Raw genomic sequence first — 19,075 nt, 5'->3', positions numbered from 1 at the left:
ATCGGTGATATCATAGGAGACGACTTCAGTTTCGTAGTGGAACACGTGCTCCATGAAGGGAACCGCCTTTTTGCCATTCTTCATCACGTGGTCGAATTGGTACTGCATCACTGTGCCCTGGGTGCCGCGGGTGACACAGGAGATGGCGGTGTCGACTGTTCCGTCGTCGCGGGTGGCGTACTGAAGATTGGCCGCCGCCGCCGTGTTGACGCGCTGATATTCGCTCATGAGGCTGTCGTAGTTCTTTCCGACATGCTTGGCGACGAGGCCCTGGAGGTTGGTTGCCGAATCGACAAGGTTCTTGTGCTCGTCGCCGATTTTGTCGAGGTTCGGAATGTTGACGTCATTGGGGCCCGCAATCGAGGTGTTGATCACCCCATGGCAATTGGTCGCGAAGGCGCCTCCGGTGGCGCGGTGCTCGTCAGGCTTTTTCTCGAAGGTGTGAAACGTCACCTCGAAATAGTTGCCATGCTTGTGGATCTCGTTGATCCGGCCTTCCTCTGCGAGTGCAACGATGAGGCTGGACATGTTGATGAAGGCGCCGCGCGGACCGCAGCCGACAATGCCGACATTGAAAGTGACGGGCGACATGATGATGGATCGTTGGGATATTGAGAAGTGCGTTGCAAGTGATGTTGAGGATGTATGAATGCGTTGCTTGTCGAGGCAGAAAGATCGGTCTGCTGTCGCGGCTTATATAGACGAGCCTGATGCGCTGCCCGCTCCGACAACGGCGATGGCGAAATCTCGTATTCCGGTCTGGGTCGGGTGCGCAGTTTTGCGCGATTAATCTCAACCAATCGATTGTGCGTTGATATGAACACGACATTGCGATCGGCGATGGACGCTGCAGAAGTGGCCTGATTTTTTGCAAGCTCCGCCGGTCCGACAGGTTTGGGATCGAAGGCGAGTGCGCTGGCGGCATATGATTGGATGGCCGTGTCCGCCGGTTACGGAAGGATTATTGCGCGACTGGAAGATGACAAATGCTGACGTGGTCTTCCAAACCGCTTCCCCCACTTAGACCCCCTGGATCAAATCACACCATTGGCTTGGCAATCCTCGGACATGCACGTCCACCCGACGGCTTACGTGGCCCCGAGTTGCAAAAGAGCCCAAGAGTGGGGTAGCCCGCGTATCCGTAGATAGTCGGCTGACCTGTGCTTTGTTTCGTTGAGTGCCACCGTCGGCTTGGGGGGTGCCGCAGAATTGCGCGACTTATGTCCAGATGAGGTTAGCTCGAACTCAGATTTTGGCTGTTGCAGGATACAGACAGGAGTAAAGTCTGTAAGTTAGTTTGTTTATAGATTTAATGATTTATTGCTTTGCCAGTTAGTCGACTGTCTGTGCGTTGATTCAGGCCGGCATTGTTACCTTGAGATCGAGCGGTTTCCACCGTGGAGAGAGGTCCTCTCCACGGAAGGAATGTCGATTACGTCCAGGGATGGTGCGGAGGATGGATGCCGTTCAGATAGTAGTTGCCGGCATGGTAGAATTTCCAGCGCACCGGATCGTGCAGAGTATGGACGCGAGCGTTGCGCCAGTGGCGGTCGAGATTGTATTCAGCAAGCGTCGAGCGGGTTCCGGCCAGTTCGAACAGCTTGTTGGTGGCGAGAATGGCGATCTCCGTCGTCAACACCTTGGATTCGCCGGTCTTTATCGTTGCCTCGGTCAGATTTTCCGGCGTCGGGTCAGCGCGCGCGGCGTCGATGGCGCGGCCGGCTATGTTGAGCAGGGCTTCTGCAGCGTGAAGGCGGATCTTGAGGTCTCCGATCGCCGCGATCGTAAAGAGGTCCTCGCCGGCCGTCTCCTTGCCGCTATCGACCCAGGGACGGCTCTTGGTCTTGACGAAGGCGATCGTATCGTCGATGGCTCCGCGGGCAATGCCGGCATCGATCGCTGCCTGGATGATCTGGGACACGGGGCCGGCGACCGTTTGACGGGTGAAAGAGTGGCCCTTGACCGCGCGGATGGTGGGGACGCGGACATCGACGATCTTGACCGAGCCAGAGGCCGTCGTGCGCTGGCCGAAGCTCGACCAGTCGTTAGTGACTATCAGACCATCCGCATCCCGATCGGCGAAGATCAGGTAGCCGTCCTCGTTCTCGTCAATGGCGACGATCGGAACGATGTGGGAGAGCAGCGCGCCGGTCGTGTAGAACTTCTCGCCATTGACGATCGCCTCATCGGCCCCGAACCTCACCTTGGTCTCGAAGCTGATAACATTTTTGCTGTTCTTCTCGGAAAAAGCATTTCCGAAGCGGATGCCTTTCAACGACAGGCCAAAGAGCAGGTCCTTTTGTTCCGGCGTGCCGTCGAGTTCGATGATGGCGACGATGCCGAGATGGTTCTGGGTAATCTGGGCGATCGCCGGATCCGCCGTTGCGATGATGGCAATGACGCGGGCAAGCGTGGCATAGGAAACTTCCGGGCCGCCATAGGTGCGGGGAACGTTCATGCTCCAGAGCCCGCTTTGGGAATAGGCGTCGAGCTCGGCTATGGGAAGCAGCCCCTCCCGGTCACGCTCCGCCGCACCCTCGCGGAATTGGCGGGCGAGGCCTTGGGCGATAGAGATCGCTTCGGCATCGTCTTTCACGCGGTGAGCTGGAACGCTGGGTCTCGGCCGTGGCGGAACGGGATCGGGCGAATTGACGCGGGGTGGCGAAGTTAGATGCGTATTCATTGGTGTCTCCGAGGTTCAGGACGTGACGCCGATGCGCCACAGGAAGGAGGGAGGCGTATCGTTCACGGCGAAGTCGCCGACGATCCGGTCCTTGTAGATGCGCGGATTATGCGAACTCAGGGCGCGGGCATTCCGCCAGTGGCGGTCGAGTGCCGTGGGCTTCTTGATGGCTGAGGCGCCGAGTGCATCGGAGTTGATGGTCGAGGCCTCGAGGACGAGATTGGTGACAACGGTGAGCGCCTGCGAGGCTTCGAGTTCGGCGATTGCATTTGCCTTCGCCTCGGTCTCAGCATTGCCGGATGCCTGAAAGGCACGCTCGATTGCGCGGGCGACCTGAAGAACAATGGCACTGGCAGCATAAGCATTGCCGCGAAGACGTCCGATCACCTGTAGCACCTGTGGGTCGCCGCTCGGACGGTTGCCCGTACCATGACTATAGGTGCGCGTCCGACTGGCAACCGCTGCCGCCGTTTCGTCGGCTATGGACCGGCCGATGCCGGCAAGCGTGGCGAGCAGCACAGTCTGGTAGAAAGCCGTGCCGTAGCGGAACCGCTCGCCGTCTTCGACGATGTCGGCTGGATCGATCGGAGCGGAATCGAAGGTCGCAGTACCGCTTGCGGTCAACGTCTGGCCGAAACTGTCCCAATCGTCGAGGATGGCGACGCCGGGAGCGCTGCGGGCGACCGGCACTTCGACCGTTCGCCCGGCGGGCGTCGTCCTCGCGACGTTGATCCAATCGGCATATAGCGAGCCGGTATGGTGGTCGGCGGTCGAGAGCCTGCGGGCGAACGTGTAGGGATGCTCGAAATTGGTGGAGGCGGTGATGCCGATGCCGATATGTTTCGTCGCCATCGCTATGGGATTGACGAGCTGAAGGGGGTCGTTCATCGGAATCTGAACACCCCCCCGCAAAGCGTCCGCAAGCCCGCCGCGGTAAACGTCGTTGTAGCCGACGATATCGGCCACGAAGATGGAATCAAAGAAGCCGCCTTCGAGAAGGATCGCCAGCTCCGTCCAATAGTCGAGATCCTTGTACTGCCAGGAACGGTCGCGCGGATGACGCCACAGGCCAGGCGACTGGTGCCCCACGCAATTCGACTCGAAGGCGCTAAAGCGGATGATCTTGGTCATTTCCAAGCCCGTTCCAAGAATGTTTTCGTGCACTGGCTCATCGTCTGTCCGCGTTTCGTCCAATACTGGTGTTGGCGAAAGCGTTGCAATTGCCGTGCCAATATTGAAAGCGTAAATATTACAATTGGTTACGTTTGTAACTCTTTGAGCTCGTTGCTGCCAATGCAACAGCCTAGGCGCGCATCTGTTGCCGATGCAGCAATGGGATATTTTCCATTTCCTCCCCGATGAGAGGCAATTTTTCGCCTTTCGCGGCAATAAAGGGGACAACTGCAGCTCTGTAGTCTATAAAAATTATGTAGTATTTGCGGGTTATGCGAGGAAGGATCTCCTGTGATGGATACTGTTTTGCTGCGAAGTGCGGGCGATATTCGGCTTGCCGACACGACGCATACCCACATTCTGGCGGCAAACGATCGAGAGAGGATGGATCGCAAGAGCCATATAAGGGCGAGGGCGATGATTGTCGCCGATCCCGTGACGGGCGCGCTTCAGCACAAACTCGACCGGCTTGCCTCGGCTGACATGACGGTGCTGGTACTCGGCGAGACCGGAACCGGTAAGGAACTCGTGGCGCGTTATCTTCATGCGCACAGCCCGCGCAGGAAAGGCCCGTTCCTGGCGGTCAATTGCGGAGCGCTCACCGCCGGGCTCGGCGATGCGGAACTTTTCGGCCATGAGAAGGGTGCCTTCACCGGTGCCGTGAAAGATCAGAAGGGTTGGTTCGAGGCAGCAGAGGGCGGCACGATCTTTCTCGACGAAATCGGCGATCTTCCCTTGAATTTGCAGGTAAAGCTCCTGCGGGTGCTGCAGGAGCGCGAGGTGACGCCCGTCGGGTCGCGAAGAACGGTGCCGATCAATGTCCGCATCATCGCCGCCACCAATGTTGATCTACAGGCCGCCGTGCGCGAGAAACTCTTTCGGGCAGACCTGTTTTTCCGTTTGAGCGTCGCAGCAGTCGAGGTTCCGCCACTCAGGCAGCGCCGTTCGGCAATTGCACCCTTGGCGCAGCATTTTCTTTCAGCCTTTTCCGGCGGACGTCCTCCGGCGAGCTTGAGCCCGGAGGCATTGAAGACGCTGGAAGGGTACGACTGGCCCGGCAATATTCGTGAACTCGAAAACGTCATCCAGAATGTAGCCCATATGGCGGAGAGCAGGACGATTTGTCCCGAGGACCTTGATCTCGTGCAGGCGACGCAGGTATCGGAGGCGAGCTTCGACGGTCGGATAGGGTCGATCGTCAAGGAGGCGATCCATGCCGGCGAAGGCGACATTTTGGAGCGAACGATTTCAAGCGTCGTGCTGTCGGCTTTCGAACTCTGCGGCGCCAACCAGGTCCATACGGCCACCATGCTGGGCACGACGCGCAACAGCCTGCGCACCCAGCTTGCAAAACTCGGCATCATCGAGCCGCGCCGCCGCGGTCGGCTTCGATCGCCGAGGCTTGCGGAGATCAATATCGGCTACCAGCAATATGGCGCCTCGTCGCTTCTAAAATCGAAGGGTACGCTAGAGCAGCGGTTGAACGATCTTGGCATAGAGGTAGGATGGAAGGAATATGTCGCCGGACCCCAAATGCTGAAAGGGTTGAAGCAGGGCGAGATCGATTTCGGCACGACAGGCGAAGCACCGCCAATCTTCGCCCAAGCCGACGGTGTTCCGCTGGTCTATCTCGCCTATGATCCGCCGTCTCCCAAGGCGGAAGCGATCGTCGTCCATGCGGAAAGTGACCTCCAGGCGCTTGGTGATCTGAAGGGTCGGCGTGTCGGGCTAAACTACGGCTCGAATGTGCAGTATCTCCTTATCCGTGCGCTCCAGAAGGCGGGCCTCGACATCTGCGACATCGTCCAAGTCGACATGCCGCCAAACCAGCCGACGCTCGCCCTCTTGGAAAGTGGCGAGATCGACGCCTGGTGCATCTGGGATCCGATGCTAAGTCAGGCGCTGCATTCCGCCAACCTGCGCGTGCTCGCCGATGGGCGAGGCCTTGCTCCGAACCGGCAGTTCTATGTCGGACGCGGACCCTACGTGGCCTCCAACCCGCAGACGATCGATATCCTCCTCAAAGAGTTGCAAGTTGCCGGCCAGCAGGCAGTCCACCAACCGGCCAGTACCGCTAAACGCTTGGCGCTTGAAGTTAACATCAACGCTCCAGCGCTCGAGGCCTCGCTCCGCCGTATGACCTTCGGCGCAAGACCGATAGATCGCATCGTGATTGCCGAACAGCAGTTGATTGCGGACACACTCTACATGGCGAATATGCTCGCCTCGCCGGTATTAATTAGCGATGCGATACTATCGAACTGAGATTCATCCATCTTTCTGTCATCTGTTGTGTTTGCCGCCTACGACAGCGGCCTTGGTGTAATGTGTAGTCATATCGACAGCCGCAGACGGACCCAATCGCTGTATCAGCAAAACGCAAGCCGCCGAAGCATATCTGTGTTCGGATGCGAACGCGTTGGACAATAAGCGAGTTTTAGGCGTCAGGGAAAATGGAATGGGCGGCGCCGTGTCCCCCAAACCCCTGCAGCGAGTACGTGGACTCGCATCCGCTATTCGCCAAGGTCGAGTTCAGTTGTCAGTGTGAAAACCGACAACGACAGCTTTCTGCAGTGGCAAATGATTGCAGGCCGGCAGATTGGCCGGATTCCCGGCTTCGGGTCCACTGGGCCTAGTCGGCTATTGGCGCACATGAGCCACCCTTGCCGTCGCCCTCGTAAACTGAGATCCGCGCAACGGCGACGCCCGATATCAAGCGGCGACGTCGTGCACAGGAGCCAAGTGGAAGCCAATCGCCTTCAGCACCGCAAGGGTGGTTTCCAAGGTGGGATTGCCGTTCTCGCTCAGCGCCTTGTAGAGATGTTCGCGAGCCAGCCCTGTATCACGGGAAATCTTGCTCATGCCTTTCGCACGGGCAACGGTTCCAATGGCCGTGGCGATGAACTTGGCGTCACCTGTCCTCATCGCCTCCGCTAGAAATGTCTCAATCGCTTCATCTGAAGCGAGCATTTCAGCGGGGTCAAAATCAAAGAACTTCTCAGTCATCGTTATCACTTCCATTGAGCGGCGATCTGCTTGGCCGCGCGGATGTCCCTATGTTGGGTGCTCTTATCGCCCGCACACAGCAGCAGGATAAGCACATCGCCCGCTGCTGGAAGTGTAGCCGGGGCCGTAGTGGATACGCAGTTCGCTTATCCCTTCGCCAACCGGCGACACATCGCCGGCATGTCCCGAAACCAAGCGCTGAAGCCGGATGGCGATCATCGCCTTGCCCTTGGCGTCTCTCAGCTTGGTATGCCATTTGCGAAGGTAGCGGGCTGCTTGAGCTTCATCATGGTAATTTGTAACTTATAAGTGACATACTGTCAACACAAACGGGGGCTTGCAGCGATCACTCAGCCGAACCTCGGATCGACCGAGAACCCTAGGCAATCAGCCGGTAACTACGCCAGAGGCCAAGGGCTGGCAAGCGACGACCTGATCGCTGTGAGCCGTGACGTGATGTCCATCGGAGACGTATGCAGCAATATGATCTGCATCAGCGATCGCGGAGGTGGCCATCTCCTCCTCGACGTCGCGAAATTGCTTTCTTTTGGCGCCGAGTTCATCGGCGGACCGGAAGGCGCCACCGATGCGGGACTGGTTCGATATCAACCGGAGCTCGGCTTCTTCGAGACGACGACGATATTGACGCCTCTCCTTATCGAAGCCGCCGAGGCCATGCTCCAGCCGGGAGATGGAGCGGAGCTGCGTAACTGTGATGACGGCAAGGTCAATCTCGCAATCAGCCGGTACGCTGGAGCAGCGTCTCGGATCTATCCGCCGTCCTTGCCGAACGGTTCGCCCTCATAGACGAGACCGAACCGCCGATGGATGCCAGATGAACTCAATCTCGTGCTGCTGCTCGGACAAATACACTTGCAGCTCGACAAGCAAGGTATTCGACATTGCGATTTTCGTCCGTGGATGGTCGTGGCTTGAGGTCTTGGCATCTTGCGAGGCTACCATACCAGTTTCAGTTCCGCCCGGAGATAGTTGCTGTCGCTGCCGCCAACGGCTTCCAGCGCCGATCCGACCTGGTAAAGGACGGCCTCCAGCGACCCCGTGAGATTGGGATTGAAGCGGTAGTCCGCCCTGACCTGCGCATAAGCTCCGGTCCACGCCGGCCCCTTACCCGCCGTGCCAGCGACGGGAACGCTTGGCAGGGTGTAGATGGCGTCCTGTGTCGTCTGGCGCCATAGCAGTCCGACCCCGGCCATCAGGGCCAGGTCTTCAGTCGGTTGAACGGTAATCGACGGTTTAAGGTGAATGAGGTTGGCGTATCCGGTATGACCGCCGAGCGAGAAATAGAACCCGTTTGGAAACAGCGGATTGAAGGTGCCAAGCGTGCCGTCGCCCGCGTCCCCGTCACCCGACGCCATGTCGAACTGCAGGCCGATTCTCGGCGACCAGTTCAGGTTCTCAAATGTGTAGCCGGACCTCGCCCCCAACGCCCAAGCCAATATGTCGGCCGAACCGACCTTCCCAACCTGGCCCATCGCTTCCATATCCCAGTCGAAACCGGCATATGTGCCGACCGAGCGGATATCGAAAATGTGCCTCTCCTCCTCACCAGACGCGGTAAGGAAATTGGCGGCCTTGCGTTGGTACAGCGCGTAATAGGCGGTGGCCTCGATCGTTGGCGAAAGCTGCCGCTCGATACGTGCGCCGTTGAAGAGCACATCGCTGCTTGAGCGATCATCGAAAGGATCATCATCCCGATACCCGACGGGCTGGCTGACAAGACCGTAGAAGCGCCATGCATCCGTCTCCCACCCGGCCCAGACCGCATCGAACGACTGGCGGACATTCGGCCCATCGCGCAACGACACGAAGCGCTCCAGGTCGAACGCGAAATCTTGCCGACCGACCCTTATCCTGAACGTTCCGGCGTCAGTCTCCTGCGTATAGCCGATGAATGCTTGCCGGAGGTCAAATCGGTTTGCGTCGTTAGGGCCGACCACCGTCTTGTTAAAGGCACGCACATCCTCGAACTGTGTAAACAGTTGCCACTGTTCATTCAGGTGAACGTCGATGTGGAACTGCGCGCGCTGTAACCAATAGGAATCTCCGGGGTTCGCCGGCACGGTTCCGAAAGCCGGCGCATCACTGACTTCGAAGATTTCGCGTAGATTGAGCCCTAACGAGATGTAGCTGTCGGGATTGGAGGGAAACAACGGAATGTATTTGAGACTATCCAGCGGCTGAGCCCGCAGTTTCGGATCCGCGAGAAGCGACCAGTCCTCCAGCGACCGGTCGGCTTTAATCGAGGGCCTCTCCTGCTCCAAGAGAAAATCATCCGCCGCCAGGGCTGACCGGTAGTCCCATTGAGCAAATGCAAGGGCGGCAAGCGAAAGCAGGAGCGACCGCGCCTTGGATACGGGCCGAAGGCTGAACGCTATTGAAAGACGCGAGGTGACACATCTCTGTCGGTCAATCATCTGCTCAGCTTTCAGCCTTCGGCCCATAGCCACATCCTGCTTTAACTTTTCATGGGGGATCGCCGCCGTCCGCCACTGGCGCGGCGAAGCACGAGGGCGTTTGAGACGAGATGACGACGCTGGAACCTAGATGGCTCCTCGGGATGCCTCGTCCGAGGTCTCATCACCCTACTTTTAATCAGTGCGCGCTCGTGGTCGTCGGCACTCGCGTGTTGAGCAGCTGCTCCCGCATATGGGCCGTGGTGCTTCCGCCGCAGCAGGGTACGGCCAGGCAGCGAAACTGGAGTCCAACGAGCTTCTGCAACGGGGAAAGCGGGAAAAGCTTTCCGCTGGGTTCATCTTTCCCCATGATAGCTGCCGAAGTATTTAACGGGTGACCAAGCCGGAAGGATCTCGGGCAGTGTTGGCGATAGAGCACTATAGTCCTGCGCACCAAACACTACCTCTCCGTCCATTATAGTGAGCACAGAAGAGACGGATTTGATCTGATCTTCCGACACGGTGAAGTAATCCCGGTCGAGCACGGCAAAGTCCGCCAGATATCCGGGGGCGATTACGCCCATTTCGGACTCTGTATTCATGAACCACGCTGCACCACTGGTAAACAGTTTCAACGCCTCTGTGCGGGATAGCCGATTGTCCTCGGCGAGAATTTCGGATCCGGACACAGACTTGCCAGATACCATCCAACTTATACCGACCCAAGGGTTGAACGTGGCTGCCCGAAAGGCGTCGGTGGTCATGGCCAGCGGCATGCCGCTATCCACGAGCTTGCGCAGACGGGGAGTCTCCAGAGCCTGCTCGCGACCATGGGTTTTGATGAAACCATCGCCATGCAGCGCCATTTTGGTGTCCAGGGCAATGCCGCCACCCAGCTTTTTCACACGGTCGATGTTCTCCGGGGTGATGGTCTCAGCGTGCTCGAGACTCCATTTCAGGCCATCGAGCGGGATCGTTTCGTTCACTTTCTCCAGAGCGTCGAGAAAGGGGGAGATGTTCTCGTTGTAGCTGATGTGCATGCGGAACGGGATGCGCCGCTGAACCAGCTTCATCACATCCTGCTCGACGAAGCGCCGCATCTTCTCAGGCTCGATGATGACCGCCGGACGGTCGAAGTTCTCATGATCGTGCACTTCCCCGCTCAAAACCTCCCCGGCCCCTCGATATTCATGGCCATGTGCCAGGGTAGGGTGCAGGTTTTGTCCTGGACTTACCGGCACTGTTTTCGTGATCGCCTCGATTTCCAGATCCACCATGTTTACCGGCCCACCGTCGCCGAGTTGCAAGTCCACAAAGGGCATGCGCACATTAAGGCGGTTGTCTCGTGCAAGCACATCTACCCTTGCCTGTGCCTCCGGGTATGGCCACCTGCCGCCGTTGTCGATGATCGAGGTCACGCCAAAGCGGTTCAGGCCGTGGATACTATAGATCAACGAACTCACTTCTTCGTCGAACGTGGGCTGCGGCACCATGCTCTCGAGGGCGAGAAACAACCAGGTATAGCCGTGGACCACACCGGTGGGATTGCCGCGGCTGTCCTTTTCGAATTCGACGTCCGGTATCTTTGGGAATCGATCGGTTCCCACGCCAAGCGCCTCCATCGCCCGCATATTCAAGAAGGCGCGGTTATAGGCATATTGCACAATCATTGGGCGATCGGGCACGGCCTCGCGCAATTCGTCCAGCGTGGGAAAGCGGTTCTCCTCAAATTGGTAGGGCGACCAGCCTCCGATCACTTTGACCCATTGGCCCTCCGGTGTGCGTTTGGCCTGCTCGCTCAGCATGGTCAACGCCTCACGCAGCGTCGGCACGCCGTCCCATCGAACATTGTAGTTATAGGCCATGTCGTTGAGGACATGTATATGGGCATCGATGATGCCGGGGATGAGTCTGCGGCTGCGAGCATCAATAATCTCGGTTTTGGAATTCTTCAGACCGAGAATGTCCACATCAGAGCCGACGGAATAAATGCGGCCTTTCTTAACCGCTAAAGCCGAAGCTTCGGGCTGAGCACGGTTGCCGGTGAAGATCTTTGCGTTGAAAACGATCAGATCAGCGCCGGGCTGTTCTTGCGTTTGTGCCTGAACCGCGGAGAAAGAAGAAATCGTCACAAACGCGATGAATATTTTCCTGATCATTTTACCCTTGTTCGGCTGATTGTTGCGAATTGCGGTCATGCGGAAGCCGGCGCCTTACGTGTGATGGACAAAGAAGTGAGTCGAAGTCGTCGCGAAAGGTCGTTACTTTCCTCGCATGCCGCCGTTGAAGGCCGACTTGTCGGAAGACAAAACCCTTGTGACAAGGTCTGGGCGGACAGTGCCATTGCAATTTCCGCTACGGTAGGCCATCAAAATGACACACCGTGTCGCTGAGAAGGAAACATTAATTGGATATTGAGGAACTGCGCACCTTCGTGGAGGTCGCTGACGCCCGCGGCGTCACACAGGCAGCGCGCCGGCTCGGCGTTTCCAAATCGCTCGTCAGCCGACGGCTTGCTCGGCTTGAGCACCATCTAGGTGTTCAATTGCTCGCGCGAACGACGCGCGGCGCAGCCCTAACCGAAGCCGGTGCGACGTTTCGCGAGCACGCAGCAAAGATCTGCAGCGAGTTTGATGTTGCGAGGGAGGCCACTCTTCCCTCCGGAGATCTTCGCGGCCGGTTACGTGTCGCTGCGCCGCTCTCTTTCGGCCCGACACATTTTGCTCCCATCCTCTCTCAAATGGCGCTCAGACATCCGCAACTACAAATCCTTTCTTCCTACACTGATCGATTCGTAGATCTCGTCGGAGAGGGTTTTGACTGCGCCATTCGGGTTGGCCACCTTCAAGATTCTGTCCTGATCGCAAGACGTGTTGGACCGATCTTCGGGATTCTAGTTGCAAGTCCTGCATACATCGAGGCTCACGGCGCTCCTGCAGCGCCGAACGAGATTGTGAATCATCAAGTCGTCATGCGGGACGCCGAGAGGTGGCAATTCATGGATGGCAACAAGATTGTTGCGGTAAGTCCCCAGGGTCGCTTCGTAGCTGATAACGGAATATCGCTCGTATCTGCCGCTCTGGACGGTGTTGGGATCGCCTATCTGCCCGAACCGCTTATCGCGGATCATATCTGTTCGGGCGCACTGGTGCCAATCATGACGCGTCATCCAATTCCGCCAGCCGGCATCTTCGTCGTAAGGCCACCAGGCCAGCATCCTTCTCGAAAGGTGAGAATCCTCACCGAGATGCTCATCGAACGGTTTGGAACCCCGCCCGTTAGCGAGAGCGCGGCGAGCCTCGACGGGGCAGACAAACGATCAACGGATGGGTAGCGTCAACATGGTCGATCGGCTCGCTTGCAGTCTCCGGGCTTGGTGCGATTGGTCAATTGGCCCTGAACTCCAATCAAGCTCCCGATTGAACCATCGCTCTCAAGTGGGCGGGCGGGGGCGTATTGGGTCGTCTCGCCGGAGGTTCTCTGGCAGCTTGCATTTGTTGGGGGTTAGGACGCGCTGTGAGAAATCCTCTTGCGCTTGCGTGGGTGTCCACAGATGTTCAGGGGCCGGTATGGCGAAAGGGCAGGGCATATCAACTCGGCCGGCGGATAACTGCGTGATTTGACGCGAAAGGCGGAGCGCGGGGAGCCTTCGCTCGGGCCGGTGCTGATGGCGCTGACGCGTCAGTCACCGAAGCTTAAAGCATCGTGAAAAGCGCGAGGCGATATCGACGGCTCGGACATAATCAGACCTGCGATGTGTCCCGCTCGTTCAGGAATTTCTCTACCTGGGCAATGCTCGTCATGCGGGCATATTTTTCACTTTCTGACCAAATTTTGGTCACTAACAAGCGGATTACGGTTACCCGGCGAACCGGCCGCGATCTTCGTTTGGTGCCTCGAATGCAGGCTGGAAGAGCTTCTTGACCAGTTGGCCTTCGTGCTTCGCTGTCGATCAACGCCGTCGAGTTCAAGGATTTGAGGCGCGACAGTCGGTCAGCCACGCCGACAAGCTTGCTATCGCGCTCTAGTTCGACATGCGCGGTTATTTCGAGGCGACCGCTGAGAGCTATTTCAAGCACCTCACCCGGGACGGCATCGAGGCGGCAGTGGCGGAAGCCAAGGGCGACGGCTTCGCTGAAGGCTCGCCGCGAATGAGAAGGTCGACGCCGCAGCCCATGCCGAAAACGCCGTCAAGGGCACCGGCTGGTTGCCGCAGCCGCGAAGCGGGATCGACTTTCCGGTAGGCTACCTTTAACTAGGGTGTCAAAGGCATTGGCCGCATAGGTGTTCTCTGATTCAAAAATCGGACGCTACGTCACTTTAATTTGGACGAACGGCATACTGGAGGATGCCTCCGACGGCAGGTATTTGGGTTTCCGACAACGCACTGGGCGTGGACCATGGCCGGAGGAGCCGGCCGATCATTTGTCAGGTGCTCGCGAATAGCAGCAGCGGTGCGATATCATAGTTGTCGGCTGCACGAAGTGCCGCCACGTAGCGGGTTCGCAGCTCGCCGACATCGGCCAGCGTCCCGCCACCCCAACTGAAATGTTCGCCGCCAAGGCGCTCGATCAGAAGATCGGCTGCCAAGCGAGCGTGACGGCCATTTCCGTTGGGAAAGGGATGAATGGCAACTAGGCGATGGTGAAACCTGATCGCAATCTCATCCGCCGGAAATGTCTGATGCCCAATCCAATAGTGGACGTCGCTTAACAGGCCCGCCAGCTCCATTCCGATGCGGTAGGGTTGGACGCCGATGTTGCGCTCTGTCGTTCGGAAGACGCCGGCCCATTCCCAGACGTCGCCAAGCATCCGCTTGTGCAGTGTTCGCATGAAATCCTCGCTGAGCAGTCGCTCAAGCGATACGCGTCGACGACCACGCGCCCAGGCCGCACCTTCGACAATGTTCTCCCGCTCTGCCTCGTTGAGATCACGACGGTGCGTGATCCATGTCTGAAGGAGCCCCTCGCGCTCATTTGGTTCAAGGGGTGTTGCGTCCTCAGGCTCCTGAAACAGGTCCGTCATGTCTCGTTCCAGAGGTCGCGTTCGGAGAGCCTGTCGCGAATGTATGCCTGGACACGGGATTCGAAGTCAGCTTCGTCCGTGCCCTGAGCTTCGAGCCGCATTGTGTGCGCGACGCGGTGAAGCTCCCGCGTCGCGATCTTCCTTGCGCGCGCCTGGATGAGAGCCTCAAGTGAACTGTTGGGAACAAGTGCGTAAACGAGCGTGCAATCCAGCGCCTCAGCTGCGCGACGCAAGGTTTTGAGTTGGATCGTGCCTGCGGCTTCCGACTTCTCTATGGCTTCTACGGTTTGGGGTCGCACCCCAATGCGCGTGCCGAGTTGGGCACCCGTCATCCCGAGCGCGTCACGGAGCGCACGCACCCATCCTTTCGGCGGCGCCTTGAACCGATCAATTGGTTGGAGCGGCCGAAGTCTTTCATCGAGGCGCAGGCGCCCCCTTTTGCGACTATCGCTTTTCATCCACGTTCTTCAGACTGTGTTCTGATCGTAGAACGACTTTTATCAGTATCCAGGCTGATTATCAATATGCAATATTCAAGCTGCAATATGATTTAATGGATTAACGCATCAGCCTGTAGTCTGTTAATCGTGTGTAGAAATTAGCCTGGTTGCAAGCTCTCAATCGGCGAGGGAAGTGCCCTTCGGAGCGAGGGCGACCAGTTGCGGCTGGTTGACGGCAGACAGGTCCGTATCGCTCGGCACAAAGCGACGGATGCGCTTGTTGGTGTTCTCGACCGCGCCTTTCTGCCACGGTGAATTCGGATCGCAAAACCAGCTCCTGGCGCCGAGTCCATCTTCCAAAGCCTTGAAACCGCGAAACTCGGTACCACGGTCGAAGGTGAAGCTCTGCCGGGCAAAGGCGGGTAGCGGTGAGAAGGCATCGATGATCTTGTCGATGAGCGGACGAGAGTGACGGCTGCCATTCTTGATCATCACCGTGTAGCGGCTCTTGCGCTCGACCAGCGAGGTGACATTGGCTTCACCGAGGTCGCGCCGGAAGATCAGCAGATCACCCTCCCAGTGGCCGAACTGAGACCGATCGGCAATAAAATCAGGGCGTTGGCTGATCCTGCAGTCCAACGGGATCGAGCCGTCGCGGGGCTTGCGGGAGCGGCGCGGGCGGCGCTTGCGACGGCCTTCTGGCAGATGCTGATAGAGCTCCAGCGCCTGATCTTCCTTGCCATAGATGAAGCGATAGATCGTCTCGGTGCAGACACGCACGGCGCTCACGCCATCGGCGAACAGGCGACCGGCGATCTGTTCCGGTGACCACAGCGCCTCCAGCTGCTCGATGACCAGTGCGCGCAATTGCGGGTGCCGCATCAGCTTCCTCAAACGCCGCCGCCGCTCTTTGCGGATGTCGTCGGCAACCGTTGGGAAGTAGCCGCTGTATTCGGGCAGTTCGCGATCGTGGAATGTATTGCGCCTGATCTCGCGATAGATGGTGGAACGGTGACGACCGAGTTGGCGCGCCATTTCATTGATCGGCACCTTGCGTTCGACAAAGTGATAGAGGCGGCGGCGATCCGCCAGATTCAGCTGCGAATAGCTTCGTGACATCCCAAAATCTCCAAGGGGAAACCATTGAAATCATTGGCATGTCGCACTTGAAAATAGAATGTACCCGGCTACAGGAGATGTGGCAGCGAAGTTGAACTGTCCGGTTTGGCGCAAAATAGAAATGTCACTTTGGACACGTCTTCAGCCATTTAGAAATGCGACACTCGGCATGTCCACTTGCGCTGAGGCAAGCCCCCGACCGGACCGGCTGGGCCGGGTTGCAAGGGAAGGGAGGGGGCGGGCGAACGGCACCCCTTCGGCTTTAGCTTTCTCAGTTTCAATTATTGCGTTCCTGGTAGATGTTGCTGGCAGCTGAATGTGCAGGGCCAGGATCTCGCGATGCTTCCGGAAATCAGGCTGATGGGTGACGTCGATGTAGCCGCTTTGTCGCCACTGCTTCGCGGCATGGCCATGACTGTTTCCTTCGCAGAGATCCAGGGAGGGATCGGTCTGACCGCGTCGGGGGCGATGAACCGCAAGTTCGTCCACTGGGCCGCTGTTCACTTCGATTGGCCCGGCTACACGTCGGACGACTTATACAGCATCAACAAAGTTCTCAACGAAGCCGATATGCCGCCGCTTTTGGTCGTCCGTGACATGCTCAAGTACTTGCGGCTTCTTCGGCGGCGAAAGGACGTACTGGTACCAACCCAACGCGGCCGAGACTTTCTGGCGAGACCGCAGGCCTTCTTCGATCTGATCGCGACGGATTATCTTTATGCTTATATCCACTACGGGCAGACGCAGGAGGCTGTCCGTAATAGGATGCGTTGGTGGCACGTCTTTCTCAATCTTATCAATATGAAAGCAGAAACGGGCTGTTCGTTGGACGACCTAGCGAACGAGCTATACCCGAGCGAATCGTACCCCGAGCCATCAGAAATTACTGCCGAAACCTGGGCGGAAAGGTCAGCGCTCCGCTACGATATCATTCGCCCGCTGTGCTGGCTGGGATTGCTGCACGAAGAGCGCGAGGGACTGACCATTTGGCAGGGCGGAACTTACCACAAGACACCCTTGTGGCCTGCGTGTTTAAAGCTGGAATCGGACATGCAGCCCGAGTTTATTCTCCATTGAACTGTGCCGGGTAGGGTTGCCCTTGCTCCACCGCACTTCGCTGGGAAAGTGCCTGTCGCCGCCGGGCAATGACCGCAGGATCGTTCATAAAATCCGTCCGCTTGCCTGGCTTGCGGCCACGTGGTTTGTAGCCAATCTTCTCGCTGTTGGTCATCACCTCCGGCTTCGTCGGCTGCTCCTGACGCTCTTTGATATAGGCAAGAACGTCGCCGAGCCGCTTGTTCTCGGTGATCGCCGCATGCGTTACCCGCTGGTCTTTGTCGAACACCCGATAGGACAGGGAATGCCCCTTCCAGCGCACATCCAATCGACCATCCGCATAGGCATAGGTCTCGACATAGCGCCCAACCAAACCGCGCGTCACCGCGGTCTCTTCCAGCATGATCCGCTGGCGCTCGAACGAAAACGTCAGCTGCGCCCCGACATAACGCTGCTCACGCTTGCACAGAATGTCCCTGAGCCGGTCCAACGCGAGATTCACCGGCCGATGCAGATTGTCGGAACGGGTAGGGGCGATGGCAAACCGCTGGTTATAGCGCGCCATGAATTGCGGCAGGAAAGCGTTGCCGTCGTCCATGCCGCAGATGCCCTCCAGGCGCAGTTCCTTAATCAGCCGGTCCTGCAGCGTCCGGTTCATCCGCTCGACTCGGCCCTTGGCCTGGCTCGAATTTGCACAAAGAATCTCGATGTTTAACTCGCAAAGTGCACGTCCGAACTGGGTCATGCCCTGGCCGCCCTTGGCATCCTTCTTCGCCACCCGGAACACCGAATGCTTGTCGGAATAGAAGGCGACCGGAGCGCCGTGATCCTTCAGATAAAGCTCCAGCGCCTCGAAGTAGCTGAACGCGCTTTCCGATCGCACGAAGCGCAACTGCATCAGCTTGCCCGTCGCGTCGTCGATGAACACCAGCAATGAACATGGGTCACCGCGATCTTCGAACCAGCGATGCTCGGATCCATCGATTTGCACCAGTTCACCGTAGGCCTCGCGCCGCAACCGCGGCTGATGAAACGTCCGCCGCTGCTTGCGCGACAGCCAAAGGCCCGCCACCGACATCCATTGCCGCAAGGTCTCGCGCGACACCGTCAGACCATCACGCTCGGCAAGCTTCTCGGCCGCCAGCGTCGGACCAAAGTCCACATAGCGCTCGCGCACCATCGCCATGGCATAATCGCGCACGCCGTCACAAATCCGATTGTTCGATGGCCGGCCGATCGCCTTGTGCCGGATCGACGCCGCACCGCCAGTGCTGATCCGGTCCAGCAGACGACGCACCTGGCGCGTGCTTAAGCCCAGGACATGCGCTGCCGTTACCAGCGTCATCCGGCCGTCAATCACTTTCGACAGAACCTCGATCCGCTGCAGATCGCGCTCGCTCATCGCAATCAATCCCATCCGCAATCTCCCACCTCATCAAAACCCGGGGAGAGTGACATTCTTACTTTGCAGGATCAGGACACTTCAACTTTGCGGTGGAGAATCTAATCCAAGTGCAACAATGACGTGTGAAGCGTAGAGGGTTAGCCACTTTCGCGCAAATGGGCCATGAAGACTTCGGCGGGCGTGCGGTAACCAAGGCACTTCCTCGGCAGTGAATTGAGATGGTGGGCGAGGGCGACCAGTTGCGGCTGGTTGACGGCAGACAGGTCCGTATCGCTCGGCACGAAGCGACGGATGCGCTTGTTGGTGTTCTCGACCGCGCCTTTCTGCCACGGTGAATTCGGATCGCAAAACCAGCTCCTGGCGCCGAGTCCATCTTCCAAAGCCTTGAAACCGCGAAACTCGGTACCACGGTCGAAGGTGAAGCTCTGCCGGGCAAAGGCGGGTAGCGGTGAGAAGGCATCGATGATCTTGTCGATGAGCGGACGAGAGTGACGGCTGCCATTCTTGATCATCACCGTGTAGCGGCTCTTGCGCTCGACCAGCGAGGTGACATTGGCTTCACCGAGGTCGCGCCGGAAGATCAGCAGATCACCCTCCCAGTGGCCGAACTGAGACCGATCGGCAATGAAATCAGGGCGTTGGCTGATCCTGCAGTCCAACGGGATCGAGCCGTCGCGGGGCTTGCGGGAGCGGCGCGGGCGGCGCTTGCGACGGCCTTCTGGCAGATGCTGATAGAGCTCCAGCGCCTGATCTT

General features: G+C 58.3%; 15 protein-coding genes and 2 pseudogenes. 5 read left to right on the top strand and 12 right to left on the bottom strand.

The window, feature by feature from the left end; genetic code table 11:
* From C6558_RS38205 to C6558_RS38195, 3 genes are all read right to left on the bottom strand, one after another.
* Window positions 1–591: hypothetical protein (locus C6558_RS38205; protein WP_146160976.1), on the bottom strand; the 591-nt coding region annotated here is incomplete at its 3' end.
* Between the two features lie 841 nt (window positions 592–1,432).
* On the bottom strand, window positions 1,433–2,683 hold the full coding sequence (locus tag C6558_RS38200) for an SfnB family sulfur acquisition oxidoreductase (RefSeq protein WP_107028791.1): 1,251 nt from the start codon (window positions 2,681–2,683) through the stop codon (window positions 1,433–1,435).
* A gap of 15 nt (window positions 2,684–2,698) precedes the next feature.
* Entirely contained in the window at window positions 2,699–3,814 is a 1,116-nt protein-coding gene (locus tag C6558_RS38195) for a hypothetical protein (protein WP_107028790.1), read from the bottom strand.
* A 336-nt stretch (window positions 3,815–4,150) separates the two neighbouring features.
* Here C6558_RS38195 and C6558_RS38190 point away from each other — a divergent pair, with 336 nt between their 5' ends.
* The gene (locus C6558_RS38190; RefSeq protein ID WP_107028789.1) at window positions 4,151–6,121 is read left to right on the top strand and encodes a sigma 54-interacting transcriptional regulator; all 1,971 of its coding nucleotides are present in this window, start codon (window positions 4,151–4,153) and stop codon (window positions 6,119–6,121) included.
* Between the two features lie 447 nt (window positions 6,122–6,568).
* Here C6558_RS38190 and C6558_RS38185 read toward each other — a convergent pair whose 3' ends face one another.
* On the bottom strand, window positions 6,569–6,862 hold the full coding sequence (locus C6558_RS38185; protein ID WP_107028788.1) for an addiction module antidote protein: 294 nt from the start codon (window positions 6,860–6,862) through the stop codon (window positions 6,569–6,571).
* A 441-nt stretch (window positions 6,863–7,303) separates the two neighbouring features.
* Between C6558_RS38185 and C6558_RS38175 the strand changes: the two genes are divergently transcribed.
* Window positions 7,304–7,669, top strand: coding sequence for a hypothetical protein (locus C6558_RS38175; RefSeq protein WP_146160975.1), 366 nt, complete (start codon window positions 7,304–7,306; stop codon window positions 7,667–7,669).
* 149 nt (window positions 7,670–7,818) lie between these two features.
* Here C6558_RS38175 and C6558_RS38170 read toward each other — a convergent pair whose 3' ends face one another.
* Both C6558_RS38170 and C6558_RS38165 read right to left on the bottom strand, forming a co-directional pair.
* Window positions 7,819–9,297: an alginate export family protein gene (locus tag C6558_RS38170; protein WP_107028794.1), complete on the bottom strand. Its 1,479-nt coding sequence runs from the start codon at window positions 9,295–9,297 to the stop codon at window positions 7,819–7,821.
* 335 nt (window positions 9,298–9,632) lie between these two features.
* Complete coding sequence (locus tag C6558_RS38165; RefSeq protein ID WP_107028793.1) at window positions 9,633–11,435, bottom strand: amidohydrolase; 1,803 nt, start codon at window positions 11,433–11,435, stop codon at window positions 9,633–9,635.
* Window positions 11,436–11,683: 248 nt separating this feature from the next.
* Between C6558_RS38165 and C6558_RS38160 the strand changes: the two genes are divergently transcribed.
* Both C6558_RS38160 and repC read left to right on the top strand, forming a co-directional pair.
* Window positions 11,684–12,610 carry a LysR family transcriptional regulator gene (locus C6558_RS38160; RefSeq protein ID WP_107028786.1) on the top strand — a complete coding sequence of 309 codons (927 nt, stop codon included), beginning with the start codon at window positions 11,684–11,686 and terminating at the stop codon, window positions 12,608–12,610.
* A 240-nt stretch (window positions 12,611–12,850) separates the two neighbouring features.
* A pseudogene (gene repC / locus C6558_RS41295) lies at window positions 12,851–12,985 on the top strand (replication initiation protein RepC); the annotation flags it as partial.
* 34 nt (window positions 12,986–13,019) lie between these two features.
* Here the strand turns inward: repC and C6558_RS40560 are convergent.
* From C6558_RS40560 to C6558_RS38135, 4 genes and pseudogenes are all read right to left on the bottom strand, one after another.
* Window positions 13,020–13,355: a hypothetical protein gene (locus C6558_RS40560; RefSeq protein ID WP_210205727.1), complete on the bottom strand. Its 336-nt coding sequence runs from the start codon at window positions 13,353–13,355 to the stop codon at window positions 13,020–13,022.
* Between the two features lie 349 nt (window positions 13,356–13,704).
* Window positions 13,705–14,301 (bottom strand): mobile mystery protein B, encoded by a 597-nt coding sequence (locus tag C6558_RS38145; protein WP_107028784.1) that lies wholly within the window; start codon window positions 14,299–14,301, stop codon window positions 13,705–13,707.
* Window positions 14,298–14,759: a mobile mystery protein A gene (locus C6558_RS38140; protein WP_107028783.1), complete on the bottom strand. Its 462-nt coding sequence runs from the start codon at window positions 14,757–14,759 to the stop codon at window positions 14,298–14,300. The genes C6558_RS38145 and C6558_RS38140 overlap by 4 nt, the downstream gene beginning before the upstream one ends.
* Window positions 14,760–14,948: 189 nt before the next feature.
* Window positions 14,949–15,860, bottom strand: a pseudogene (locus C6558_RS38135) (IS30 family transposase); the annotation flags it as partial.
* A 339-nt stretch (window positions 15,861–16,199) separates the two neighbouring features.
* Between C6558_RS38135 and C6558_RS38130 the strand changes: the two are divergent.
* Complete coding sequence (locus tag C6558_RS38130) at window positions 16,200–16,937, top strand: hypothetical protein (protein ID WP_107028792.1); 738 nt, start codon at window positions 16,200–16,202, stop codon at window positions 16,935–16,937.
* On the opposite strand, the gene C6558_RS38125 is transcribed toward C6558_RS38130, so the two are convergent.
* Complete coding sequence (locus C6558_RS38125) at window positions 16,924–18,333, bottom strand: ISNCY family transposase (RefSeq protein WP_107028781.1); 1,410 nt, start codon at window positions 18,331–18,333, stop codon at window positions 16,924–16,926. The genes C6558_RS38130 and C6558_RS38125 overlap by 14 nt on opposite strands.
* Window positions 18,334–18,458: 125 nt before the next feature.
* The coding region (locus C6558_RS38120; protein WP_107028780.1) for an IS30 family transposase at window positions 18,459–19,075 on the bottom strand (617 nt) is incomplete at its 5' end.

The sequence above is a fragment of the Ensifer sp. NM-2 genome (assembly GCF_003024455.1).
In the GTDB taxonomy this organism is placed as follows: Bacteria; Pseudomonadota; Alphaproteobacteria; order Rhizobiales; family Rhizobiaceae; genus Ensifer; species Ensifer canadensis.
This window is presented reverse-complemented; position numbering and strand designations above follow the sequence as displayed.